This is a genomic window from Streptomyces physcomitrii, assembly GCF_012273655.1.
Taxonomy (GTDB): domain Bacteria; phylum Actinomycetota; class Actinomycetes; order Streptomycetales; family Streptomycetaceae; genus Streptomyces; species Streptomyces physcomitrii.
Genome location: NZ_JAAWWP010000009.1, coordinates 1 through 25337, shown reverse-complemented (window position 1 = coordinate 25337; position 25337 = coordinate 1). Strand labels below are relative to the sequence as shown.

13 protein-coding genes, 1 tRNA gene, 1 rRNA gene and 1 pseudogene are annotated in these 25337 nt (G+C 72.1%); 3 read left to right on the top strand and 13 right to left on the bottom strand.

All coding sequences use genetic code 11. The features are described 5' to 3' along the window. Positions 1-42 precede the first annotated feature (42 nt). Both HFV08_RS16060 and HFV08_RS16055 read left to right on the top strand, forming a co-directional pair. Positions 43-4761, top strand: coding sequence for an ATP-dependent helicase (locus tag HFV08_RS16060; protein WP_168540075.1), 4719 nt, complete (start codon positions 43-45; stop codon positions 4759-4761). Positions 4762-4800: 39 nt separating this feature from the next. Continuing rightward, positions 4801-5616 carry an Fpg/Nei family DNA glycosylase gene (locus HFV08_RS16055; protein WP_168540073.1) on the top strand — a complete coding sequence of 272 codons (816 nt, stop codon included), beginning with the start codon at positions 4801-4803 and terminating at the stop codon, positions 5614-5616. A gap of 302 nt (positions 5617-5918) precedes the next feature. Here the strand turns inward: HFV08_RS16055 and HFV08_RS32540 are convergent. The 10 genes and pseudogenes from HFV08_RS32540 to HFV08_RS16010 all read right to left on the bottom strand — a co-directional run. Then, positions 5919-6131 (bottom strand): annotated as a pseudogene (locus HFV08_RS32540) (hypothetical protein); the annotation flags it as partial. Positions 6132-6466: 335 nt separating this feature from the next. Then, on the bottom strand, positions 6467-6937 hold the full coding sequence (locus HFV08_RS16050; RefSeq protein WP_168540071.1) for a Dps family protein: 471 nt from the start codon (positions 6935-6937) through the stop codon (positions 6467-6469). Positions 6938-7155: 218 nt separating this feature from the next. After that, entirely contained in the window at positions 7156-7530 is a 375-nt protein-coding gene (locus tag HFV08_RS16045) for a helix-turn-helix domain-containing protein (RefSeq protein ID WP_168540069.1), read from the bottom strand. A 109-nt stretch (positions 7531-7639) separates the two neighbouring features. Continuing rightward, positions 7640-8167 (bottom strand): CinA family protein, encoded by a 528-nt coding sequence (locus HFV08_RS31620; protein WP_168540067.1) that lies wholly within the window; start codon positions 8165-8167, stop codon positions 7640-7642. After that, positions 8164-8991: a CDP-diacylglycerol--glycerol-3-phosphate 3-phosphatidyltransferase gene (pgsA, locus tag HFV08_RS16035; RefSeq protein ID WP_246341793.1), complete on the bottom strand. Its 828-nt coding sequence runs from the start codon at positions 8989-8991 to the stop codon at positions 8164-8166. Before pgsA ends, HFV08_RS31620 begins: the two co-directional genes overlap by 4 nt. Continuing rightward, complete coding sequence (gene rimO / locus HFV08_RS16030) at positions 8988-10472, bottom strand: 30S ribosomal protein S12 methylthiotransferase RimO (protein ID WP_168540065.1); 1485 nt, start codon at positions 10470-10472, stop codon at positions 8988-8990. Before rimO ends, pgsA begins: the two co-directional genes overlap by 4 nt. An 86-nt stretch (positions 10473-10558) precedes the next feature. After that, on the bottom strand, positions 10559-11398 hold the full coding sequence (locus HFV08_RS16025) for a helix-turn-helix domain-containing protein (protein WP_376770641.1): 840 nt from the start codon (positions 11396-11398) through the stop codon (positions 10559-10561). Between the two features lie 250 nt (positions 11399-11648). Beyond that, a complete protein-coding gene (locus tag HFV08_RS16020; RefSeq protein WP_210430389.1) occupies positions 11649-14450 on the bottom strand; it encodes a DNA translocase FtsK in 2802 nt (933 codons plus the stop codon). A gap of 151 nt (positions 14451-14601) precedes the next feature. After that, positions 14602-15279: a response regulator gene (locus tag HFV08_RS16015; protein ID WP_040247583.1), complete on the bottom strand. Its 678-nt coding sequence runs from the start codon at positions 15277-15279 to the stop codon at positions 14602-14604. A 300-nt stretch (positions 15280-15579) separates the two neighbouring features. Then, entirely contained in the window at positions 15580-21072 is a 5493-nt protein-coding gene (locus HFV08_RS16010; protein WP_312885658.1) for a HAMP domain-containing protein, read from the bottom strand. 259 nt (positions 21073-21331) lie between these two features. On the opposite strand from HFV08_RS16010, the gene HFV08_RS16005 reads away from it, so the two are divergent. Then, positions 21332-24061: a SpoIIE family protein phosphatase gene (locus tag HFV08_RS16005; protein WP_168540060.1), complete on the top strand. Its 2730-nt coding sequence runs from the start codon at positions 21332-21334 to the stop codon at positions 24059-24061. A gap of 91 nt (positions 24062-24152) precedes the next feature. On the opposite strand, the gene HFV08_RS16000 is transcribed toward HFV08_RS16005, so the two are convergent. The 3 genes from HFV08_RS16000 to rrf form a co-directional block, all read right to left on the bottom strand. Then, positions 24153-24228: transfer RNA gene (locus HFV08_RS16000), tRNA-Thr, on the bottom strand. Positions 24229-24443: 215 nt separating this feature from the next. Continuing rightward, positions 24444-25118, bottom strand: a complete 675-nt coding sequence (locus tag HFV08_RS15995) for a DegT/DnrJ/EryC1/StrS family aminotransferase (RefSeq protein ID WP_168540059.1) — start codon at positions 25116-25118, stop codon at positions 24444-24446. Between the two features lie 99 nt (positions 25119-25217). Continuing rightward, positions 25218-25334 (bottom strand): 5S ribosomal RNA (gene rrf / locus HFV08_RS15990). Positions 25335-25337 lie beyond the last annotated feature (3 nt).

The window sequence follows — 25337 nt, the reverse complement described above, 5'->3', positions numbered from 1 at the left end:
AGGTGGGAGGTGATTGTCGGTGGCCGGGTGCACGATGGGGGCATGGTCAGGTCCGCGCTCGACGACTTCTCCCCCGCGACCCGCAGCTGGTTCACGGGGGCCTTCTCGGCGCCCACGCCCGCCCAGGAGGGGGCCTGGCGGGCGATCGGGCAGGGCTCGGATGTCCTGGTGGTGGCGCCGACCGGTTCCGGCAAGACCCTCGCCGCCTTCCTCGCCGCGCTCGACCGGCTGGCCGCCGCCCCGCCGCCCGCGGAGGCGAGGAAGCGCTGCCGGGTGCTGTATGTCTCGCCGCTGAAGGCGCTCGCCGTGGATGTGGAGCGCAATCTGCGCAGTCCGCTGACCGGGATCCGCCAGGAGGCGGTGCGCCAGGGGCTTCCCGAGCCGGAGGTGCGGGTCGGGATCCGCTCCGGTGACACTCCCCCCGCCGAGCGCCGGGCGCTGGCCACCCGGCCCCCGGACATCCTCATCACCACACCCGAGTCCCTCTTCCTGATGCTCACCTCGGCGACCCGGGAGGCGCTCACCGGGGTCGAGACGGTCATCCTGGACGAGGTGCACGCGGTCGCCGGGACCAAGCGCGGCGCGCATCTGGCGCTGACCCTGGAGCGCCTGGACGAGCTGCTGCCGCGTCCCGCGCGGCGGATCGGCCTGTCGGCGACGGTGCGCCCGGTGGACGAGGTGGCCAGGTTCCTGTCGCCGCAGCGCAGCGCGGAGGTCGTACAGCCGCCGTCCGGCAAGGAGTTCGACCTCTCGGTGGTGGTGCCGGTCGAGGACCTCAGCGCGCCGGGCGAGGCCCCCGCTCCGGCGGGCCGGGCGGCGGAGAGCGAGGCGCAGGGCGGGGAGGGCCCGTCGATCTGGCCGCATGTGGAGGAGCGGATCGCGGACCTGGTGCAGGCGCACCGTTCGACGATCGTCTTCGCCAATTCCCGCCGCCTCGCGGAGCGCCTGTGCAACCGGCTGAACGAGATCGCCCACGAGCGCGCCACCGGCGAGCCGCTCGAGGAGGCGCATGCCTCGGCGCAGCTGATGGGCGGCTCGGGGGGCGCGCGGGGTGCCGCGCCCGTTCTCGCGCGGGCCCACCACGGCTCGGTCTCCAAGGAGCAGCGGGCGCTGGTCGAGGAGGATCTGAAGGCGGGGCGGCTGCCCGCGGTCGTCGCCACCTCCAGCCTGGAGCTGGGCATCGACATGGGGGCGGTGGACCTGGTCGTCCAGGTGGAGTCGCCGCCGTCGGTGGCCTCCGGTCTGCAGCGGGTGGGCCGGGCCGGGCACCAGGTGGGCGCGGTCTCCACCGGTGTGGTCTTCCCCAAGTACCGGGGGGATCTGGTGCAGGCGGCGGTGGTCACCGAGCGGATGCGCAGCGGCGCCATCGAGGCGCTGAAGGTGCCCGCCAATCCGCTGGACGTGCTCGCCCAGCAGCTGGTCGCGATGACCGCGATGGATGTCTGGCAGGCGGACGATCTGCTGGCCCTGGTCCGCCGGGCCGCCCCGTTCGCGGCGCTGCCCGAGTCGGCGTTCACCGGTGTCCTGGACATGCTCGCGGGCCGCTATCCCTCGGACGCCTTCGCGGAGCTGCGCCCGCGGGTGGTCTGGGACCGGGTGGCGGGCACGGTGACGGGGCGGCCCGGCGCCCAGCGTCTCGCGGTCACCTCCGGCGGGACCATCCCGGACCGGGGCCTGTTCGGGGTCTTCCTCGCCGGGGCGGACCCGAAGAAGGGCGGCGGACGCGTCGGCGAGCTGGACGAGGAGATGGTCTACGAGTCCCGCGTCGGCGATGTCTTCACGCTGGGGACCAGTTCCTGGCGTATCGAGGACATCACCCGTGACCGGGTCCTCGTCTCGCCCGCGCCGGGGGTGCCGGGGCGGCTGCCGTTCTGGAAGGGCGACCAGCTCGGCCGCCCCCTCGAACTCGGCCGGGCGCTGGGCGCGTTCCTGCGTGAGATCGCCGCGCTCGGCGAGGAGGACGCCCGGCTGCGGCTGCTGGCGGCGGGCCTAGACGCCTGGGCCGCGGACAATGTCCTCGCCTATCTGGGCGAGCAGCGGGAGGCCTGCGGCCACATCCCCGACGACCGCACCATCGTCGTCGAGCGCTTCCGGGACGAGCTGGGGGACTGGCGGGTGGTCGTCCACTCCCCCTTCGGCGCCCAGGTCCACGCCCCCTGGGCGCTCGCCCTCGGGGCTCGCCTGACCGAGCGGTTCGGGATGGACGCGCAGGTCATGCACGCCGACGACGGCATCGTGCTGCGGCTGCCCGACGCCGGTCTGATGAGCCTGGACCTGCTCGACCAGGACCCGATGCGGGCGGGCACCGAGTACGACAGCGAGAAGGCACCCCTCGGCGCGGCCGATGTCGCCTTCGACCGGGGCGAGGTGGACCGGCTCGTCACCGAACAGGTCGGCGGCTCCGCCCTGTTCGCCTCCCGCTTCCGCGAGTGCGCGGCTCGCGCGCTGCTGCTGCCCCGCCGCAGCCCGGGGCGGCGCACCCCGCTGTGGCAGCAGCGCCAGCGCTCGGCCCAGCTCCTGGAGGTGGCCGGGGAGTTCGGCTCCTTCCCGATCGTCCTGGAAGCGGTCCGCGAATGCCTCCAGGACGTCTTCGACGTACCGGGCCTGACGGAGCTGATGGGCGACATCGAGTCCCGCTCGGTGCGCCTGGTCGAGGTCACCACCCCCGAGCCCTCCCCCTTCGCGCGCTCCCTGCTCTTCGGCTATGTAGCGCAGTTCCTCTACGAGGGGGACTCGCCGCTGGCCGAGCGCCGTGCCGCGGCGCTCTCGCTGGACTCCCGGCTGCTCGCGGAGCTGCTCGGCCAGGCGGAGCTGCGGGAGTTGCTGGACGCCGAGGTCCTCACCGAGCTGGAGCGCGAACTCCAGTGGCTGACCGAGGACCGCCGGGTGAAGGACTCCGAGGGCGTGGCCGATCTGCTGCGCCTCCTCGGTCCGCTGACCGCCGTGGAGCTGGCCGAGCGGGGCGCCGAGGAGGGCTGGGCCGAGGAGCTGGCCGCCGCCCGCCGGGCGATCCGGGTACGGCTCGCGGGGCGGGACCACTGGGCCGCCGTCGAGGACGCGGGGCGGCTGCGGGACGCGCTGGGCACCGCGCTGCCGGTGGGGGTGCCCGAGGCCTTCACCGAACCGGTCAAGGATCCGCTCGGCGATCTGCTGGCCCGCTTCGCCCGCACCCACGGGCCGTTCACCACCAGCGCCGCGGCGGCGCGCTTCGGGCTCGGCGGCGCGGTCACCGAGGGCGCCCTGAAGCGTCTCGCCGCGGGCGGCCGGGTGGTGGAGGGCGAGTTCCATCCCGCGGGCATCGGCCAGGAGTGGTGCGACGCCACCGTGCTGCGCAGGCTCCGCAGACGCTCCCTCGCCGCGCTGCGCCAAGAGCTGGAGCCGGTGCCCCCGGCCGCGCTCGCCCAGTTCCTGCCGCAGTGGCAGAACCTCGGCGGCCACGGGCTGCGCGGCATCGACGGCCTGGTGCGCGCGGTGGAGCAGCTCCAGGGCGCCTCGGTCCCGGCCTCCGCGCTCGAACGGCTTGTCCTGCCCTCCCGGGTCAGCGGCTACACCCCCGCGCTGCTCGACGAGCTCACCTCCGCGGGCGAGCTGCTCTGGGCGGGGGCGGGGGCGCTGCCCGGCAAGGACGGCTGGGTCAGCCTCTACCTCGCCGACACCGCCCCGCTGCTCCTGCCGCCCCCGCATCCGCTCGAACTCTCCCCGCTGCACCAGTCGGTCCTGGACACCCTCGCGGGCGGGTACGGGCTCTTCTTCCGCCAGATCGCCGACCAGGTACGCGCCACCACCCACCCGGAGGCCACCGACCCCCAACTCGCCGACGCCCTCTGGGATCTGGCCTGGTCGGGCCGGCTGACCAACGACACTCTCGCCCCGATGCGGGCACTGCTCGGCTCGGGCCGCACCGCGGGATCCACCGCCCACCGGGCCAAGCGGAGCGTGCCCCGGGGCCGGTACGGGAGCCTGACCGCGGCCGCCCGTACGGCCTCGCGCACCGGCCCGCCGACGGTCGCCGGGCGCTGGTCGCTGCTGCCCTCCCCGGAACCGGATGCCACCGTGCGGGCGCATGCCCGGGCCCGGACGCTCCTCGACCGGCACGGTGTGGTCACCCGCGGGGCGGTCGGCGCGGAAGGCGTCGAGGGCGGCTTCGCCGCGGTCTACCGAGTGCTGTCCGCCTTCGAGGAGAGCGGCCAGGCCCGCCGCGGCTATGTGGTCGAGGGCCTCGGCGCGGCCCAGTTCGCGATGGACGGCGCCGTGGACCGGCTGCGCGCCGCGGCCACCGCCCGCGAGCGCGCGGCGGCCCTGCCCGCCGCGGGCGAGTCCACCTACGCGGACGGCTACCCCCGCCCCGCCCCCGCCGCGGGCACGGCGCAGCGGACCGTGGTACTGGCCGCCGCCGACCCGGCGAACGCCTACGGCGCCGCCCTGCCGTGGCCGGAGCCCCCGCCGGGCGCGAACCACAAACCGGGCCGCAAGGCGGGTTCCCTGGTGGTCCTGGTGGACGGCGAGCTGACGCTGTACATGGAGCGCGGCGGCAAGACCCTGCTCGCCTGGGCCCCCGCGGAGAGCGCCGCCGACGCCGTGGAGGATTCCCGGCTCGCCGCTGCCGCCGCCTCCCTGGCCGCCGCGGCCGCCACCGGCTCGCTCGGCACGGTCACCGTGGAGCGCATCAACGGCGCCCCCGCGCTGACCTCGCCCCTCGGCCCCGTACTGGAGAACGCGGGCTTCCACGCCACCCCGCGGGGACTGCGGCTGCGGGCATGAGCGGACCGAAGGCCCGCGGCCCCGTGCCACCCTGGTGCCATGCCCGAAGGTGACTCCGTCTGGCAGGCGGCCGGCAAGCTGCGCACCGCGCTCGCCGGGCAGGAGGTGACCCGGTGCGATCTGCGGGTGCCGCGGTTCGCGACGGCCGACCTCCGGGGCCGCCGGGTCCTGGAGGTCGTCGCGCGCGGAAAGCACCTCCTCAGCCGGTTCGAGGGCGGGCTCACCCTCCACACCCACCTCGGCATGGAGGGCTCCTGGCGGGTCTTCGGCGTCGGCGAGCGCTGGCGCGGCGGCCCCGGCCACCAGATCCGCGCGGTCCTCGGCAACGCGGGGCACACCGCGGTCGGCTACCGCCTGCCCGTACTGGAACTGCTGCGGACCGCCGACGAACAGGGCGCCGTCGGACACCTCGGCCCCGATCTGCTCGGGGCGGACTGGGACGCCGAGCAGGCCCTGGCCAACCTCCGCACCGAGCCCGGCAGGGAACTCGGCGAGGCCCTCCTCGACCAGCGCAACCTCGCCGGTATCGGCAACATCTACAAGTCGGAGATCTGCTTCCTGGTGGGCGCCACCCCCTGGCTCCCGGTCGGCGAACTCCCCCGGCCCGCGGCGGAGCGGCTGCCCGCCCTCGCCCAGCGCGCCCTGGAGGCCAACCGCGACCGCCCGATGCGCAGCACCACCGGCCGCCGCGACCAGCGCCACTACGTCTACGGCCGCGCCCCCCGCCCCTGCCTGCGCTGCGGCACCCCGATCCGCCGCGCCGACCAGGGCGAGCCGGGCCGCGAACGCCCCACCTACTGGTGCCCCCACTGCCAGCACGGCCCCGCCCCGGCACCGGCACCCCGGCCCCGCTGAACTCCCGAGCCACGGCCCGACGCCGACCTCCCCTACGTCCCCTGCCTCCCCCGGGGCTCCTCCCACGACCCAGGCGGCTCACCCACCGAACCCGGGGGCTCACCCCATGGCGCCGGGGACCCGTCCCACGGCCCGGGCGGCTCTCCCCCAGAGCTGGGCAGCCCGCCCCAGGACGCCGGATACTCCTCCCGCACCTCCGGCCCGTACGGTCCTGCCGGATACCCGTCTCGGACCCCCGGCCCATACGGTCCCGCCGGATACCCGTCCCACCCCTCCGCCCCGTAGGGCCCCCCGGAGCCCGCCCACTCCCGGCCGCCCGCGCTCCCCGTATCCACCCGACGGGCCCGCCCCCGCGGTACGCAGTGCACCGGCAGCACGCTCAACCCCCAGCCGCCCGCGGCCACCGTGCCCTCAAGGACCCCGGCGCCCGGCGAGAAGGCGAGCCGCAGCACGGCCACCCACCACAGGCCGCCCAGCAGCAGCGCCGCCCCCCAGCGGCCTATTCGCCCGGCCACGGGGCCACCTCCCGCCGCCGGAGCCCAGGGGCCCGGCCTCCGGCGGCACCCTGGCAGGGGCACGGGCGGCGACCGTCCTCGTACGGAACGTCATGACCGCAGCACACAGGCATCCGGCATCGACCTCCGCGGACCAGTCTCACCCGGGGGCCGCGGGCCCGCACCAGGAACGGTTCGGGGTCGGCACCGGCGCTCCGGCAGGAACAGTCCGGCGCCTGCCCGTCCCGGACATGCGGCGAGCCCCGGCCGCAGTGCGCGGCCGGGGCTTGCCCGGTGGTCCCTGAGGCCCCGGCGCGGTGTCACGCGCCGCAGGGGGTCTCGGGTGCGGCTGCTGCTCAGCCGTTCTCGGCCTGGAACATCCAGTGGTGCTTCTCCAGGTCGGCGGTGACCGCGATGAGGATGTCCTGGCTCACCGGGTCCGGGTCGGCGGTGACGGTGACCCGCTCACGCATCCTGGTGATGACCGAGCCGAGCGCCTTCACCAGCGTCTCCACGGCGTCGGTGTCCTTGATCCAGCCCTCGGCGACCTTGTCGATCCCGCTGCTCTGCGCGACGGTCACCACGCGCCCGTCCGGCGAGACACCCAGGGTGGACGCCCGCTCGGCCACGGTGTCGGAGTGGGTGCGGGCGCTGGTGACGACCTCGTCGAGCTGCAGATGCACCGTACGGAATCGGGGGCCGACGACATTCCAGTGAACCTGCTTGGCCACCAGGGAGAGGTCCACCAGGTCGACCAGCGCGCCCTGCAGTGCTTCCGAGACGACCTTCAGGTCCGCATCGGCCAGCGGGCTCTTCACGACGTACATCCGAATCCTCCGATTGCTTCGTCTGCTCCCCCACGTCTTCCCCGGACTTGTTCCACCATGTCACACAAGAGCAAAGGAAACATTTCGGTGAAGAGCCGCAAAAGGCGCAGACGGGGGCTCAGTAGGGCATCTCGAAAGGAACGAGGAAAGGCGAAACCCCGGCCGCGGCGGATCCTGTGCGGACCCTGCCCCGGCCGGGGCTCCGGCAGGCGCGGGAATCAGGCGGCGACCACGTCGACCGCCTCGGCGGGCGCCTTGATCGTCACGCGTTCCGGTGGCACACCGGTCACCGACACAGAACCCAGCATCGAACGCACCGGCGTGGGCACCGGTTCGGTGGCGGCTGCCGACTCGGCCAGCTCGGCGAGTGCGAGGTCGTCGCTGACCTCACGCATGAGTTCGGACATCCGTACATCAAGCGCGTCGCAGATGGCGGAGAGCAGCTCGGAGGAAGCCTCCTTCTGCCCCCGCTCCACCTCGGAGAGATAGCCGAGAGAGACTCGGGCGGACGAGGAGACTTCGCGCAGAGTACGGCCCTGGCGCTGGCGCTGCCGACGCAGCACGTCACCCAGCAGGCGACGGAGCAGAATCATCGGTGGCTCCCTCCTCGGACCGTGTAGCCGCATCCTTCTCGCCCCACCGTACCGCCTAGCGCCGCGGTCGTGCGGGGGACGATGTCGTGTTCACTCAGGGCTGCAAACATCAAGTCCCCCCGTATTCTTCCGTATCCTGTGTCCGCTCGTTCCGCGCCGGTCGGCCCAGAAGGTGTGCGCGGAGCATCGCGAGCACGCTCCGTGCACTCTCCCTACGGATTTCCGCCCGGTCGCCGTTCAACCGCAGTGCGGCCACTTTCTCCTCTCCGGAGGGACCCGCGAACGCCACGAAGACGGTGCCCACGGGCTGCCCGTCCTGCGGCTCCGGGCCCGCGACACCGGTGGTGGCAAGGCCCCAGTCCGCGCCGAGTACCGCACGCACGCCCCGCGCCATCTCCCCCGCGACCTGGGCGTCCACCGCGCCGCGGGCGGCGAGCAGCGCCCCGTCGACGCCGAGGATCCGCTGCTTCAGCTCGGTGGCGTAGGCGGTGACCGAGCCGCGGAAGACGGCCGAGGCCCCGGCGACGGATGTGAGATCGCTCGCAACGAGCCCGCCGGTCAGCGACTCGGCTACGGCGAGCGTCTGCTGCCGCGCCTGCAACAGGCGCAGTACCTCGGCGGCGGGCTGCTGGGTCACTCGCGCTCCACCGGCTCCCGCGGGGCGGCTTCCCCGCCCCCGCTCTCGTGGGCGGCGCCCGCCGCCCTGCCGAACCCGGGCAGGGTGCCGTCGCCGCTGACCGGTTCGGTCTCCGGGGCGGCCCCGGCCGGGAGCAGCGGCCCGTGCTCGCCGGGGGCGGCCAGCGCGCGGGCCTGCGCCGCCTTGCCGCGACGGCGCAGCACCACGGCCTGCTGGATGTAGTCGAGTCCGGTGACCACGGTGAGGACGACGGCCAGGGCCATCACCCAGAACCGCAGGGTGGCCAGCGGGCCGGTCAGGGCCAGTACGTACATGCCGACCGCGGTGCCCTGGGCGAGCGTCTTCAGCTTGCCGCCGCGGCTGGCGGGGATGACGCCGAATCTGATGACCCAGAACCGCAGCACGGTGATGCCCAGCTCCCGGGCGAGGATCACCGCGGTCACCCACCACGGCAGATCGCCGAGGCCGGAGAGGCAGATCAGCGCGGCCCCCATGATCGCCTTGTCCGCGATCGGGTCGGCGATCTTGCCGAAGTCGGTCACCAGGTTGTACGTGCGCGCCAGGTGGCCGTCGAAGAGGTCGGTGATCATGGCGATGGCGAAGGCGGCCCAGGCCAGCGAGCGCCAGGCCGGGTCGTATCCGCCGCCGGTGAGCAGCAGCGCCACGAAGGCGGGCACGAGCAGCAGCCGGACCATGGTCAGGAGGTTGGCGACGTTCCAGAGGCTGGCCTGCCTGACGGCCGGGCCGCCCGGCTTTCCCCCGCGCACCGGCTTCGCCGCCGAGGCGCCGGAGCCACCCGCGGCGGACGCCGGAACTCCGGTCATCTGCCCGCCTCCTCGTGACACTCGTGGCTCACCCCGATCGGCTCGGCGACCAGGTCGACGCCCTCGGTGGCCACCACCTTCGCCTCGACGATACGGCCGATACGAAGGCCCGCGCCGCCGCTCAGGCGTACCTGTCCGTCGGTCTCGGGGGCCTGGTGGGCCGCGCGGCCGTACACCTCGCCCTCCTCGTCCGCCCGGTGGCCGTCGCTCTCCACCAGTACCTCCACGGTCTCACCGATCCGCTCGTCGGCGCGCTGGGCGGTGAGTTCCTCGGCGAGACGGGAGACGCGGGCCAGGCGTTCGGCGACCACGTCCTCGGGCAGCTTCTCCTCGTATCCGGCCGCTTCGGTGCCCTCCTCGTCGGAGTAGCCGAAGACCCCGATCGCGTCCAGGCGCGCGCCGGTGAGGAACCGCTCCAGCTCCGCGAGGTCGCCCTCGCTCTCGCCGGGGAAGCCGACGATGAAGTTGGAGCGCACCCCGGCCTGGGGCGCCTTGGCGCGGATGGTCTCCAGGAGCCCGAGGAAGCGGTCGGTGTCCCCGAAGCGCCGCATGGCGCGCAGCACGGCCGGGGCCGAGTGCTGGAAGGAGAGGTCGAAGTAGGGCACGACCTTCTCGGTGGAGGTGAGCACCTGGATGAGGTCCGGGCGCATCTCGGCGGGCTGGAGGTAGCTGACGCGGACGCGCTCGATGCCGTCGACGGCGGCGAGTTCGGGCAGCAGGGTGTCGAGGAGCCGGATGTCGCCGAGGTCCTTGCCGTACGAGGTGTTGTTCTCGGAGACCAGCATGATCTCCTTCACGCCCTGCTCGGCGAGCCAGCGGGTCTCACCGAGGACGTCCGAGGGGCGGCGGGAGATGAAGGAGCCGCGGAAGGAGGGGATGGCGCAGAAGGAGCAGCGCCGGTCGCAGCCGGAGGCCAGCTTCACCGAGGCCACCGGGGAGTTCCCGAGGCGGCGGCGCAGCGGGGCGCGCGGGCCCGAGGCCGGGGCGAGGCCCTCGGGCAGGTCGGCGGGGCCGTGGCCCGGGAGCGCGACGTCCGCGCCCGCCTGCTGGCGCTCGGCGGGGCTGACGGGGAGCAGCTTGCGGCGGTCGCGGGGGGTGTGGGAGGCGTGGATGCCGCCGCCGAGGATGGTCCGCAGCCGGTCGGAGATGTCCGCGTAGTCGTCGAAGCCGAGGACTCCGTCGGCCTCGGGCAGTGCCTGGGCGAGTTCCTTGCCGTAGCGCTCGGCCATGCAGCCGACCGCGACCACGGCCTGGGTGCGGCCGTGTTCCTTGAGGTCGTTGGCCTCCAGGAGGGCGTCTACGGAGTCCTTCTTGGCGGCTTCGACGAAGCCGCAGGTGTTGACGACGGCGACGTCCGCGCTCTCGGCGTCCTCGACGAGTTGCCAGCCGTCCGCCTCCAAGCGGCCTGCGAGCTCCTCCGAGTCCACCTCGTTGCGGGCGCAGCCAAGCGTGACAAGGGCGACGGTGCGGCGATCGGGCATGGGGCAAGCCTACGCGGACATCCACGTCCGGCCGACAGCCCCTGCCACGATCGCCGCCGCAAGATCATCGCGCCCCCGCCCCGGACTCATCCGGCCTCGGGGTCGCCCTTGGTGTACGAGAGCCGCTCGACCTGCCCGGGACGGAACTCGTCCTCGATCTGCTTGCCGTTCACCATGAGCTGTATGGCACCGGCGTCGCCGAGGATCAGGTCGATCTTCTGCTTGTCCTGGAAGGTCTTCTTCTGGCCCTTTTCGAGGAGTCCGTCGAAGAGGATGCGGCCGTTGTGGTCCTTGGCGGAGATCCAGCTGCGGCCCTCGGCCGCGTCCACCAGGACGGTGACCTTGTCGCGGGGAGCCGCCGCGATGGCGCTCTCCGAGGGGTCGGGCTTGGCTTCGGTGTCCTTGGAGTGGCCGGGCTTGGTACCCGGCTTGCTGGTCTGCGGGGTGGAGCCTTCGGCCGCCTCGTGGTTCCCGGAGCCCTTGTCGTCGCCGTTCACCAGGGTGAAGCCGACGAAGCCGATCACCACGACGATCGCGGCGACCATGGCGGCGGTCCAGTTGGGGCGGCGGGGCTCCGCACGGCGGATACGTTCCGCCTCGAACAGCGGGGTGGCCGGGGTCGGGGCGGGACGGCCGCCGTGCTCGGCGTCGTACCGCTCGATGAGGGGGTCGGGGTCGAGGTGCGCGGCGCGGGCGAGCGTGCGGATGTGCCCGCGGGCGTACACATCGCCGCCGCAGCGGGAGTAGTCGTCCTGTTCGATGCCCTGGACGATCGGCGCGCGGACCCTGGTGGCCGCGCTGATTTCTTCGACGCTGAGACCGGCTTCGATGCGGGCCTGCCTGAGCGACTCACCGACCGACGGGCCGTCGGGTACCGACGGGATGTCCGACTGGCTGTCTTCTTCGGGGGAGTTGCCGATGGACACGGGGGCGCCTTTCGAGCGTGTAGCCACCTGCTGGAGGTTCAGTCTAGGGGGGGTGCGAAAGAGTGGGGCAACCGGGCGTCGGGACTTCTTACGCCATCTGAATGGCCGCTGTCTCCCATGGTGGGACACCATTCTGTCCCCTCCCTCAACTTGACGTACGCCGAAGGGAAACGGTTGCCCACTCATCGCTTACGGAAAGGACTCGATCGGCGGTCCGAGCGCCGTCCGTCCGTGCGAGTGCACCGGATCCTCAGGGTTGAGCCTCCCCCCGGATCACGGAGAGCACACCGTCGAGATCGTCAGGCTTCACAAGAACGTCACGAGCCTTCGAACCTTCACTCGGTCCGACGATATTGCGCGATTCCATCAAGTCCATGAGCCGCCCGGCCTTGGCGAAGCCTACGCGCAGCTTGCGCTGGAGCATCGAGGTCGAGCCGAACTGGGTGGAGACGACGAGTTCGGCCGCCTGGCACAGCAGGTCCAGGTCGTCGCCGATGTCCTCGTCGATCTCCTTCTTCTGCTTGGTGCCCACCGTGACGTCGTCCCGGAAGTCGGGCGTCATCTGGTCCTTGCAGTGCTGGACGACCTGGGCGATCTCCTCCTCGGTGACGAAGGCGCCCTGCATCCGGGTGGGCTTGTTCGCGCCCATCGGCAGGAAGAGCCCGTCGCCCTTGCCGATGAGCTTCTCGGCGCCCGGCTGGTCGAGGATGACCCGGCTGTCGGCGAGCGAGGAGGTGGCGAAGGCGAGCCGGGAGGGCACGTTCGCCTTGATCAGGCCGGTGACCACGTCCACCGAGGGCCGCTGGGTGGCGAGCACCAGGTGGATGCCGGCCGCGCGCGCGAGCTGGGTGATCCGCACGATCGCGTCCTCCACGTCGCGCGGCGCCACCATCATCAGGTCGGCCAGCTCGTCGACGATGACCAGGAGGTACGGATAGGGCTGCAGCTCGCGCTCGCTGCCCTCGGGCGGCTTGACCTTGCCGCTGCGCACGGCCGCGTTGAAGTCGTCGATGTGCCGGTAGCCGTAGGCGGCGAGGTCGTCGTAGCGCAGGTCCATCTCGCGCACGACCCACTGGAGGGCCTCGGCGGCCCGCTTGGGGTTGGTGATGATCGGTGTGATCAGGTGCGGGATGCCCTCGTAGGCGGTGAGTTCGACGCGCTTGGGGTCGACGAGGACCATCCGGACGTCCTCGGGGGTGGCCCGCACCATGATCGAGGTGATCAGGCAGTTGATGCAGGAGGACTTTCCGGAGCCGGTGGCGCCGGCGACGAGGATGTGCGGCATCTTCGCCATATTGGCCATCACATAGCCGCCCTCGACGTCCTTGCCGAGCGCGACGAGCATCGGGTGGTCGTCCTCCGCCGCGTCCGCGAGGCGCAGCACGTCGCCGACGTTGACCATCTCGCGGTCGGTGTTGGGGATCTCGATGCCGACGGCGGACTTGCCCGGGATGGGGCTGATGATGCGGACGTCGGGGCTGGCGACGGCGTAGGCGATGTTCTTGGTGAGCGCGGTGATCCGCTCGACCTTCACCGCGGGGCCGAGCTCGACCTCGTAGCGGGTGACCGTCGGGCCGCGGGTGAAGCCGGTGACGGCCGCGTCGACCTTGAACTCGCTGAAGACATTGCTGAGCGAGGCCACTATGGCGTCGTTGGCGGCGCTGCGGGCCTTGCCGGGGCCGCCCCGGGTCAGCAGGTCGAGCGAGGGCAGCGCGTAGGTGATGTCGCCGGAGAGCTGCAACTGCTCGGCGCGCGGCGGCAGTTCCCGGGGCTGCTCGGGCGCGGCCTTGGTCAGGTCCTGCACCGGCAGCGCGCCCTGCCTGCCCGCCACCGCGCCGGGCCTGCCCGCGGGCGGCGCCTCGTCGGCGCGGGCGGGCGGCACGGAGGGCGAGGGCTCGGGGTCGCGTTCGACGGTGACGCCCTGGGTGAGTCCGGCGACCACCGGCGAGGGCGGCATGCCGTGCAGCACCGCCCCGTCCAGGGCGGCGGCCGCCGCGGCGGCGACGTCGACCGGGTCCATGGAACCGTCCATGGCGGGCTGTACGGAGGAGCGGCGGGGCTTGCGCCGCTTGGCGAGCGCGTCCTGCTCGGCCTGCTCGGGGTCACCGGCCTGCTGCGGGGCGCGGCTGCCGCGGCGGGGGCGCCTGGCCTCCTCGCGCCAGCTCTCGTCGTAGGCGTCCTCGTCCTCGGGATCGGCGTCGTAGTCGTAGCCGGAGCCGTGCGGGCCGTTCTCGCCCTCGCGGCCCTCCAGGATGCCCAGCTTGACGCCGAGCACGCGCAGCCGCCGCGGGATCGCGTTGACGGGGGTGGCGGTGACGACGAGGACGCCGAAGACGGTGAGCAGGAGCAGCAGGGCCACCGCGAGCATCTCGCCGACCGTGAAGAGCAGGGGCGCGGCGGCTCCCCAGCCGATCAGGCCGCCCGCGTCCTGGATGGCCTGGGTGCCCTCGTCCCGCCGGGGCGAGCCGCAGGCGATGTGGACCTGGCCGAGGACGCCGACGACGAGCGCGGACAGGCCGATGACGATCCGGCCGTTGGCCTCGGGCCGCTCGGGGTGCCGCATCAGGCGGATCGCGACGATGACGAGGAGTATCGGCACCAGCAGGTCGAGCCGGCCGAAGGCGCCGGTGACCAGCATCTCGACGAGGTCGCCGACCGGGCCCTTGAGGTTGGACCAGGTGCCGGCGGCCACGATCAGCGCGAGCCCGAGCAGCAGCAGCGCGCTGCCGTCCTTGCGGTGGGCGGGGTCGAGGCCCCGGGCCCCCCGGCCCACGCCGCGGAAGCCCGCGCCGACGGTGTGGGCCGTACCGAGCCAGACGGCGCGCACCAGGCGGAGCACTCCGCTGGTCGGACTGGGCGCCGGCTTGGGCGGCGGCTTCTTGAGCGCCGCCTTCTTGGCCGGTGGCCGCTTCGCGGCAGCCTTCTTGGCGGCGGGTTTCGCCGCCGCCCTCTTCGCGGGTGCCTTCTTCGCGGGCGCCTTCTTGGCGGCACCCGCGGTACGGCCGGTGCCCGCCGTGCCCTGGGAACCCTTGCCGGACGTACGTGAGGCCATGGTGGTGAGGTTACCGGTGCCGGAGGCCTCGGACACGTGCGCCCGCTGGTTCACCCGTTCGTGTCGTACTCGGCGACACGCGGAACTGACGCTTCCTCAACGGGCCCGTCCCGCACCGGCAGTTCCGCCACCCCGCCGAGTGGCCCCGCGGTCAGTTCTGCGAGGGCAGCGGCGGCGCGTCCGAGCCCGCTCCCGGCTCCAGGGCGTCAAGTGCCCTGCGCAGACCGGTGAGTTTGCGCTCCAGGTGTGCCGCGGTGGCGACGGCCGCGGTGTCCGCGGACTCCTCGTCGAGCTGCTTGGAGAGCGCCTCCGCCTGCTCCTCGACCGCGGCGAGCCGCGCGGAGAGTTCGGCGAGCAGCCCGGCGGGCTCCTTGGCGACCTCCGCCTTGCCGTCGCCCTCGATCTGCAGCCTCAGCAGCGCCGCCTGCTCCCGCAGTTGGCAGTTCTTCATGTACAGCTCGACGAAGACGGAGACCTTCGCCCGGAGCACCCACGGGTCGAAGGGCTTGGAGATGTAGTCCACCGCCCCGGCCGCGTACCCACGGAAGGTGTGGTGCGGGCCGTGGTTGATCGCGGTGAGGAAGATGATCGGGATGTCCCGGGTCCGCTCCCGGCGCTTGATGTGCGCCGCGGTCTCGAATCCGTCCATGCCCGGCATCTGGACGTCCAGCAGAATGACCGCGAAGTCGTCCGTGAGCAACGCCTTGAGCGCCTCCTCCCCGGAGGATGCCCGTACCAGCGTCTGATCCAGCGCCGAGAGGATCGCCTCCAGCGCCAGCAGATTCTCCGGCCGGTCATCGACCAGGAGGATCTTGGCCTTCTGCACCATGGCCCGCCCTCCTCGACCCGGCCTTGAGCCGGGCGCCGCCCCAGGCGGCGACTCCCTTGCGCCGCCCGCCCTTGTGCCGGTCATGGTAGCCGTACCCTGCCCGTCGCCACACCCTGTCACCGCGATGTCACTGTGCACATCCCGGAAACGGGGCAGGCGAAGGGAAAGTTCCCGCGCAGGGGGTACGTCCCTCCGGCCTGTCGCTCTCACCCTAGGGCCTAGGTCACCCCGCGCGCTGCCCCGGGCACCATCTGGGGCCGCGGGGCCCGGCCCGCCGCGGGCACGCGGGCCCGCGGCGGCTCACCTCTCGTGCATCCAGCGCTCCATCACCGACAGGAGGTGGTCGGGGTCGACGGGCTTGGTGACGTAGTCGGAGGCGCCCGACTCGATCGCCTTCTCCCGGTCGCCCTTCATCGCCTTCGCGGTCAGCGCCACGATCGGCAGCCCCGCGAACTGCGGCATCCTGCGGATCGCGGTGGTGGTCGCATAGCCGTCCATCTCCGGCATCATGATGTCCATCAGCACGACGGTGATGTCGTCGTGCTGCTCCAGGACCTCGATGCCCTCCCGGCCGTTCTCCGCGTACAGCACGGTCAGCCCGTGCTGCTCCAGGACGGAGGTCAGCGCGAAGACATTGCGGATGTCGTCGTCGACGATGAGGACCTTCTCGCCGGCGAAGTGGATCCCCCGCGCGCCGCCGGCCCGCGGCTTCGGTGCCTCCGCGGCGCCCAGCTGCTGCGGCGGCGCCTCCTCCTGGACCGGCGGCGCGGGCGGCAGCGCCAGGGGCTGCTCACTCTCCGTCAGAGCCGCCCTGCGCCGCTTGCGGAAGAGCGCGGCGGGACCGTTCTGCGTCTCCTGGTACGACTTCACCTCGGCCGGGGTGGAGACCTCCGGCCGCTCCTCCGGGGAACCGCCGCGCTCCGGCCCCTCGGTGCCCGGGGACGGCTGCGGATAGCCCTGCGGGGGCAGCTCGCTCTGGTGCAGCGGCAGATAGAGGGTGAAGGTGGAGCCGCGGCCCGCCTCGCTCGCCGCGTGGATCTCGCCGCCGAGCAGCCGCGCGATCTCCCGGCTGATGGACAGCCCGAGCCCGGTACCGCCGTACTTGCGGCTGGTGGTGCCGTCCGCCTGCTTGAAGGCCTCGAAGATCACCCGCATCTTGCTGGCCGCGATGCCGATACCGGTGTCGGTGACCGAGAAGGCGATCAGATCGGCGTCCGCGTCGACGAGCGAACCGGCCTCCAGGAGCTGCTCCCGGATCGCCACCGGCACATCGGCGCTCGCGGTGCGGATGACCAGCTCCACCGCGCCGGAGTCGGTGAACTTCACCGCGTTGGACAGCAGGTTGCGCAGCACCTGGAGCAGGCGCTGCTCGTCGGTGTGCAGGGTGGCGGGCAGCTCCGGGGAGACCCGTACGGAGAAGTCGAGGCCCTTCTCCGCGGTCAGCGGCCGGAAGGTGGCCTCCACGTAGTCGACGAGCTGGACGAGGGCGATCCGGGTCGGCGAGACGTCCATCTTGCCGGCCTCGACCTTGGACAGGTCGAGGATGTCGTTGATCAGCTGGAGCAGGTCGGAGCCCGCGCCGTGGATCGTCTCGGCGAACTCGACCTGCTTGGGGGTGAGGTTGCTGTCAGCGTTGTCGGCGAGCAGCTTGGCCAGGATGAGCAGCGAGTTGAGCGGGGTGCGCAGCTCGTGCGACATGTTGGCGAGGAACTCGGACTTGTAGCGCATCGAGACCGCGAGCTGTTCGGCGCGCTCCTCCAGGACCTGCCGGGCCTCTTCGATCTCGGTGTTCTTCACCTCGATGTCGCGGTTCTGCTGGGCGAGCAGCTCCGCCTTCTCCTCCAGCTCCGCGTTGGAGTCCTGGAGCGCCTTCTGCCGGTTCTCCAGCTCGGCCGAGCGCTCCTGGAGCTGCTCGGTGAGCTCCTGGGACTGCTTGAGCAGCACCTCGGTCTTGGTGTTGACGGAGATGGTGTTGACGCTGGTCGCGATCATCTCCGCGATCTGGCTGAGGAAGTCCTTCTGGATCTGCGTGAACGGCTGGAAGGAGGCCAGCTCGATCACGCCGAGCACGGTCCCCTCGAAGAGCACCGGCAGCACGATGACATGCGCGGGCGGCGCCTCCCCGAGCCCGGAGGCGATCTTCAGATAGCCCGGCGGCACGTTCTCCACCAGGATCGTGCGGCGCTCCAGGGCGGCCGTGCCGATCAGCGTCTCGCCGGGGCGGAAGCTGGTCGGCATGGAGCCCATGGAGTAGCCGTAGCTGCCGAGCATCCGCAGTTCGTACGCGTTCTCCTGGACGGCGCCCGGATCGTCGTCGGTGGGCATCGCCACGAAGAAGGCGCCGTGCTGGGCGGAGACCACCGGGGTCAGCTCGCTCATGATCAGCGAGGCGACGTCGTCGAGGTCGCGGCGGCCCTGCATGAGGCCGGAGATGCGGGCCAGGTTGCCCTTGAGCCAGTCCTGCTCCTTGTTGGCCAGGGTGGTGTCGCGCAGGTTCGCGATCATGGTGTTGATGTTGTCCTGGAGGACCTGGATCTCCCCGGCGGCGTCCACGTCGATCTTGAGGTTCAGATCGCCGCGGGTCACCGCGGTGGCCACCGCGGCGATGGCGCGCACCTGCCGGGTGAGGTTCCCGGCCATCTCGTTCACCGACTCGGTCAGGTCGCGCCAGGTGCCGTCGATGTCGCGCACCCGGGCGAGGCCGCCGAGCTGGCCCTCGGTACCCACCTCGCGGGCCACCCTGGTGACCTCCTCGGCGAAGCTGGAGAGCTGGTCGACCATGGTGTTGATGGTGGTCTTGAGCTCCAGGATCTCGCCCCGGGCATCGATGTCGATCTTCTTCGTCAGGTCGCCCTTGGCGATGGCGGTGGTGACCATGGCGATGTTGCGGACCTGGCCGGTGAGGTTCGCGGCCATGCCGTTCACCGACTCGGTGAGGTCCTTCCAGGTGCCGGAGACCCCGGGCACCCGGGCCTGGCCGCCGAGGATGCCGTCGGTGCCCACCTCGCGGGCCACCCGGGTCACCTGGTCGGCGAAGGAACTCAGCGTCTTCACCATGGTGTTGACGGTGTCGGCGAGCTGGGCGACCTCGCCGCTGGCCTCGACGGTGACCTTCTTGGTGAGGTCGCCGTTGGCCACCGCCGTGGCGACCTGGGAGATGTTGCGGACCTGGCCGGTGAGGTTGTTGGCCATCAGGTTGACGTTGTCGCTCAGGTCCTTCCAGATGCCGGTGACCCCGGGCACCCGGGCCTGGCCGCCGAGGTTGCCCTCGGTGCCCACCTCACGGGCCACCCGGGTCACCTGCTCCGCGAAGTTGGAGAGCTGGTCGACCATGGTGTTGACGGTGGTGACGAGTTCGAGGATCTCGCCCTTCGCGTCCACGGTGATCTTCTTCGACAGGTCGCCCCTGGCCACCGCGGTGGTGACCTCGGCGATGTTGCGCACCTGGATGGTCAGGTTGTTGGCCATGAAGTTCACGGACTGCGTGAGGTCCTTCCAGGTACCGCTCACGCCCTGCACCTCGGCCTGACCGCCGAGCTGGCCCTCCGTACCCACCTCGCGGGCCACCCTGGTGACCTGCTCGGCGAAGTTCGAGAGCTGGTCGACCATCGTGTTGAGGGTGTTCTTCAGCTCCAGGATCTCGCCGCGCGCGTCCACGTCGATCTTCTGCGAGAGGTCACCGCGGGCCACCGCCGTGGCCACCTGCGCGATGTTGCGGACCTGCGCGGTGAGGTTGCCGGCCATGCCGTTCACCGAGTCGGTCAGGTCCCGCCAGACACCCGCGACGCCGGGCACCTGCGCCTGACCGCCGAGGCGGCCCTCGGTACCCACCTCACGGGCCACCCGGGTCACCTGGTCAGCGAAGGCGGACAGCTGGTCGACCATCGTGTTGATGGTGTTCTTCAGCTCCAGGATCTCGCCCCGGGCGTCCACGTCGATCTTCTGCGAGAGGTCGCCGCTGGCCACCGCGGTCGTCACCTGGGCGATCTGGCGGACCTGGGAGGTGAGGTTCTGGCCCATGAAGTTGACGGAGTCGGTCAGCTCCTTCCACGTACCGCTGACCCCGTCCACCCGGGCCTGGCCGCCGAGGCGGCCCTCGGTGCCCACGTCCCTGGCCATCCGCGTGACCTGGTCGGCGAAGCTGGAGAGCTGGTCCACCATCGTGTTCACGGTGTTCTTCAGCTGGAGCATCTCGCCGGAGACGTCGACCGTGACCTTCTGCGAGAGGTCGCCGTTGGCCACCGCCGTGGTCACCTGGGCGATGTTGCGGACCTGCCCGGTGAGGTTGCGGAAGGCGGTGTTCACCGAGTCGGTGAGGTCCTTCCAGGTACCGGCCGCGCCCGGCACCTCGGCCTGACCGCCGAGGATGCCCTCGACGCCGACCTCGCGGGCGACCCGGGTGACCTCGGCGCCGAAGGAGGACAGCTGGCCGACCATGGTGTTGACGGTGTTCTTCAGCTCCAGCATCTCGCCGGAGACGTCGACCGTGACCTCCTGGGAGAGGTCGCCGCTGGCCACCGCCGTCGTCACCTGGGCGATGTCGCGGACCTGGGTGGTCAGGTTCCGGAAGACCGTGTTCACCGAGTCGGTGAGGTCCTTCCAGGTGCCCGCGGCGCCCGGCACATTGGCCTGGCCGCCGAGCCGCCCCTCGGCGCCGACCTCGTTGGCGACCCGGGTGACCTCGTCCGCGAAGGTACGCAGCGTCTCGGTCATCTGGTTGATGGTCTCGGCGAGCTGCGCGACCTCGCCGCGCGCGCTGACGGTCACCTTCTGCGAGAGGTCGCCGTTGGCGACGGCCGTGGTGACCTGGGCGATCCCGCGGACCTGGGCGGTGAGGTTGCCCGCCATCAGGTTCACCGAGTCGGTGAGGTCCTTCCAGACGCCGGCGACCTCGGACACCTGGGCCTGACCGCCCAACTCGCCCTCGGTGCCCACCTCCCGGGCCACCCGGGTCACCTCGGAGGAGAAGGAGGAGAGCTGGTCCACCATCGTGTTGACGGTGTTCTTGAGTTCGAGCATCTCGCCCGCGACGTGCACGGTGACCTTGCGGGAGAGGTCACCCTTGGCCACCGCCGTCGTCACCAGGGCGATGTCGCGGACCTGCGCGGTGAGGCGGTACGCCATCGTGTTGACGGAGTCGGTGAGGTCCTTCCAGGACCCCGACATCCCGCGCACCCGGGCCTGCCCGCCGAGCTTGCCCTCGGTGCCGACCTCGCTGGCCACCCGGGTCACCTCGTCGGTGAAGGTGGACAGCTGGTCGACGAGGTTGTTGACGGTCCGCCCGACCTTCAGGAACTCGCCGCGCAGCGGATGCCCCGCCCCCTCGTCGGACTCCGCCCGCAGCTCCATCCGCTGCTCCAGATCGCCCTCGGCGACCGCGGACAGCACCCGGCCCACCTCGGAGACCGGGCGTACGAGGTCGTCGACCAGCGCGTTGGAGGCGTCGATGGCGACCGCCCAGGAGCCCTCGCTCGCCCCCTTCTCCAGGCGCTCGGTGAGTTTTCCCTCACGCCCGACCATGCGGCGCACCCGCGTCAGCTCGCCGGTGAGGTGCATATTGCGCTCGGCCACCTCGTTGAAGACGGCGGCGATCTCGGCCATTTCTCCGTCGCCGGAGACCGTGAGGCGCTTGCGGAAGTTCCCGTCGCGCATCGCCACCAGGGCGGCGAGCAGTCTTTTCATGGCTGCAGCGTCGACAGCCGTTGTCCCGTTGCGCGACTTTCGCGGCTTACCCGGGTTTTGTCCGCCTTGTGCGCGCGTGCCGGTGCTACGCGTCGCTGCGCCAGACTCCACCGTGTCCCTCCCGCAGGGGTTGACCTCGTGTTCGGGCTTCTGTTTCAAGCCTGCCCAGTGTTTCACCCCGGCTGAACCAGGCCATAACAGTTCGGCAGCTTCGCACACCCTCCGCACACCCTCCGGGCGGAAAGTGTTGCAGGCGGCATCCGCATGAATGGCGAAGGTAAGTAACCTGGGCGACGGCTGTCCACCCACCCGGTCCGCCCGGCCGGGGGTGGCAGGGGAAGAACACGGGCATCGGAGGGCGCGGCCGCACATGACCACCGGACTGCACCTGCCCGGGGAACACACGCCTGAACCCGGGGCGCACGAGGCGGGCCGCCAGGCACTGCATGACGACATCGGTACTAGGAGCTCTGTGATCACCGCCCGCGCGGCCGCGACCTTCGACCCCGTCGGGCGTTCCGTCGCGACCGCCCGCTCCTTCGTCCGGGACACCCTGCAGGGCTGGGGCTTCACCGACATCATCGACGACGCCGTCGTTCTCACCAGCGAACTCGTCACCAACGCCGTCGTCCACGCGGGCACCGCCGCCGAGGTGCTGTGCCTGCGCAGCGAGGACGCCGTACGGATCGAGGTCGCCGACCGCTACCCCGAACGCGAGATCCCCCTCCAGCAGTCGGCCGTCAACATGGGCAGCCCCGACCGCGAGGGCGGCCGCGGCCTCCAGCTCTGCGCAGCCCTCGCCGGCAACTGGGGAGTGGAGTACAGCCCCACCCACAAGCGCGTCTGGTTCCAGCTCGACCTGCCGGCCCGCTCCGTGGGCACCCGCTCCGCCGGGCCGACCCTGCCCCCGGACGTGCTGCCCCTCGCGGACGGCCGGGTACGCGTCGGCGTCGTCCAGATCGACCGCGCGGGCAGCATCAGCGCCTGGAACGACGACGCCGAGGACCTCTTCGGCTACCCCGCCGACCAGGTCACCGGCAAGCCGCTCACCGACCTCGCGGCCTGGCCGCACACCCCCGGCATCAGCACCGGCATCGCCGAGGCCCTCCAGCTCTCCCGCTGGGAGGGCAGCTACGGCATCCGCAGCTCCGACGGCCGCGTCACCCCGGTCTACGCCTCCCACCTGCGTGTCCGTGACGCCGACGGCGAGCCCTCCACGGTCTGCCTCCTCGTACGCGACCACGAGCGCGCCGTACTGCAGACCCCGCTGCGCGCCAACGGCACCGACAGCGGCTCCGGCGGGAGCCAGGAGGCGGGCGCCGCCGACCCCTTCGAGGTGTTCATCGGCTCCCCCGCCCCCGACGACCTCGACGGGCTGCTCCAGCGCACCGTCGAACGCGCCCGCGACATGCTCGACGGCGACGCCGCCTTCCTGCTCCTCGCCACCGACGACGAGACCGAGCTGGAGGTCCGCGCCTCCACCGGACTGCCCTCCGCCCGCCAGCGCTTCGCCCGCGTCCCCGTCGAGGCGGGCCCCGGCCGCTACGGCTCGGCGCGGATGCCCGCCGTCCACGAGGACCTCACCGTCGTCCCCGGCGCGGTGCCGCTGCTCGGCAGCACCGGCATGCGCTCGGTGGTCACCGTCCCGCTCAAGGTCGAGGGCCGCCTCACCGGCTCCCTGGGCGTCGCCGCCGAGGGCCCCGGGCGCTACTCCAACGAGGAGGCGCTTCGCCTGCAGTTCGCCGCGGACCGCATCGCGCTCGCCGTCGAGTCCGCCCGCCTCGGCGAGCTGGAGCGGCTGCGCCGCGGCTCCCTCTCCTTCCTCGTCGAGGCCTCCGACCTGCTCGCGGGCACCCTCGACCGGGACCAGACCCTCGCCCTGATGGCCCAGATGACCGTGCCGACGCTCGCCACCTGGTGCGCCGTCTACACCATCGCCGACCAGGCCTCCGACCCGTACCTCTCCTATGTCCTGCACGAGGACGAGGAGCGCATCGACGGACTCAAGGCCCTGCTCTCCCGGATCGCGCCGCCCGACCCGGTGCCCACCCCCGGCGCCCGGATCTGGAACGCCCCCGCGACCGCCGCGCACGAGGCGGCCCTGCGGACCTCGATGCGCAGCCTCGACCTCGGCGAGACCCCCCGGCTCGGCTCCGGCGTCGGCACCACCCTCGCCACCGCCTCCGCGGTCGGCGGCGAGACCGTGGTCCTGCCCCTGGTCGCCCGCAACCGCGTGATCGGCATGCTCACCCTCGGCAAGCCCACCGACGAGCACTTCCGCCAGGAGATCCTCGAACTCGCCGAGGACCTCTCCCGGCGGGCCGCGCTCGCCCTGGACAACGCCCGCCTCTACTCCGAGCGCACCGCCATCAGCCAGTCCCTGCAGCGCAGCCTCCTCCCGCCGGAGCTGCCGCAGGTGCCGAACGTCGAGGTCGAGGTCATCTACCGCGCGGCGGGCGAGGGCAACGAAGTCGGCGGCGACTTCTACGACTTGTTCCCCATCCGCGACGGCGCCTACGGCTTCGCGATCGGCGACGTCTGCGGCACCGGACCGGAGGCCGCCGCCGTCACCGGCCTCGCGCGGCACGCCCTGCGCCTGCTGGCCCGCGAGGGCTTCGGCGGCCCGGCCGTCCTGGAGCGCCTCAACTCCGCCATCCTCGACGAGGGCGCCCGCAGCCGCTTCCTCACCCTGCTCTACGGGGAGTTGTGGCCGCAGGAGGACGGCAGCGCCGTACTGAAGGTGGTCTGCGCGGGCCATCCGCTGCCGCTGCGCCTGCGCCAGGACGGCTCGGTGGAACCGGCGGCCGAACCGCAGCCGCTGCTCGGCGTCATGGACGATCTGGAGCTGTACGAGCAGACGGTCACCCTCGACCCGGGCGACGTCCTGCTGTGCGTGACCGACGGCGTCACCGAGCGCCGCGAGGGCACCCGCATGCTCGGCGACGACGGCCTCACCGAGGTCCTCACCACCTGCACCGGCCTGACCGCCGGCGCGGTCGCCGCCCGGGTGATGCGCGCCGTCGAACGCTTCGCCTCGGACGCCCCCTCCGACGACATGGCCATCCTCGCCATGCGTGTCCCCGGCCTCCACACGGACTGAGCAGGCGGGGGCGGGTCTGGTCCGCCCCCGTCCCGCACACCCCTCAAACGCCAGAGGACCCCGCCCGACTGGGCGGGGTCCTCTGCTGTGGTGGAGCCCCCAAACGGAATCGAACCGTTGACCTTCTCCTTACCATGGAGACGCTCTACCGACTGAGCTATAGGGGCCTGTCACCTGCGCGGAATCCCGCTTGGCAACGATGTAGATCATACCCCGTACGGAAGGGTGCTCGGCACCGCCTCCGCACGGGGCTCGCACCGCGCACGGCACGGTCCGCGCGCAGCACGGTGCGCCGCCCGGAGGTGCGGGCTCAGGAGGTGCGGACTCCGTGGGTTCGTGCTCGGTAGGTTCGGCTCAGTCCGACTCAGTACGAAGACACGGCTCAGGCCGGAGCAAGCAGCCCGCCCAGGGCGTTGCAGGCCGAGACGACCCGTTGGAGGTCCCGCCGGCTCATCGCCGCGTCGACCGGAAGCGCCAGCGTCTCGTCCGCCGCCCGCTCGGTACGCGGCAGCACCGCTCGCCGCAGATAGTCCGGGGTGCGGTGCACCGGCGTCTTCACCGGCACGCTGCACGCCACCCCGCGCGCCCTTATGGCCCGCGCGAAGGCATCCCGGTCGGGCCGCCCGTTACCGGGCACCCGCACCACGTACTGCCGGTAGCTGTGCCCCTCGACGCACTCCGGCGTCACCACACCGCTCAACCGCCGGTCCAGATAGGCCGCATGCACCCGCCGCTGCGGCACATCCGCCACCGCGGCCCCTTCTTCCGGGTGTTCCAGTACGAGGAGTCCGTGCCGCCGGCCCAGACCGTGCAGCCGGACGCTCTCCACGGGTCTGCCGAAGGTGCCCACGGCGACCACTCCGGCGGTGCGCGGGCCGATGACCTCGGCGACCGCCGCCGGGTCGAGGCAGTAGGTGATGGGATCGATGTCGGCGAAGACGGGCACGGCCCCCGCAAGGACCACGACCCTGGCCGCTTCCGGGGTCCCGAACGCCGGGACGACAACCTCGTCACCAGCGCCGATACCTGCGGCCCGCAGCAATGCAAGTGTCCCCATACCGGCGATGGTCACCGCGCGACATGAACGTCAGATGACGGGAAACAAAAAGGAGCGGGTCCCCGATCCTAAGATCGAGAACCCGCTCCCTGACATTTAGTTCGGCGGCGTCCTACTCTCCCACAGGGTCCCCCCTGCAGTACCATCGGCGCTGTAAGGCTTAGCTTCCGGGTTCGGAATGTAACCGGGCGTTTCCCTCACGCTATGACCACCGAAACA

What these genes read in the sequence shown, in the direction of transcription:
- HFV08_RS16060 (WP_168540075.1), top strand. Translation starts at nt 43, where the DNA reads ATGGTCAGGTCCGCGCTCGACGACTTCTCCCCCGCGACCCGCAGCTGG.
- HFV08_RS16055 (WP_168540073.1), top strand. Translation starts at nt 4,801, where the DNA reads ATGCCCGAAGGTGACTCCGTCTGGCAGGCGGCCGGCAAGCTGCGCACC.
- HFV08_RS16050 (WP_168540071.1), bottom strand. Translation starts at nt 6,937, where the DNA reads ATGTACGTCGTGAAGAGCCCGCTGGCCGATGCGGACCTGAAGGTCGTC.
- HFV08_RS16045 (WP_168540069.1), bottom strand. Translation starts at nt 7,530, where the DNA reads ATGATTCTGCTCCGTCGCCTGCTGGGTGACGTGCTGCGTCGGCAGCGC.
- pgsA (WP_246341793.1), bottom strand. Translation starts at nt 8,991, where the DNA reads ATGACCGGAGTTCCGGCGTCCGCCGCGGGTGGCTCCGGCGCCTCGGCG.
- rimO (WP_168540065.1), bottom strand. Translation starts at nt 10,472, where the DNA reads ATGCCCGATCGCCGCACCGTCGCCCTTGTCACGCTTGGCTGCGCCCGC.
- HFV08_RS16020 (WP_210430389.1), bottom strand. Translation starts at nt 14,450, where the DNA reads ATGGCCTCACGTACGTCCGGCAAGGGTTCCCAGGGCACGGCGGGCACC.
- HFV08_RS16015 (WP_040247583.1), bottom strand. Translation starts at nt 15,279, where the DNA reads ATGGTGCAGAAGGCCAAGATCCTCCTGGTCGATGACCGGCCGGAGAAT.
- HFV08_RS16005 (WP_168540060.1), top strand. Translation starts at nt 21,332, where the DNA reads ATGACCACCGGACTGCACCTGCCCGGGGAACACACGCCTGAACCCGGG.
- HFV08_RS15995 (WP_168540059.1), bottom strand. Translation starts at nt 25,118, where the DNA reads ATGGGGACACTTGCATTGCTGCGGGCCGCAGGTATCGGCGCTGGTGAC.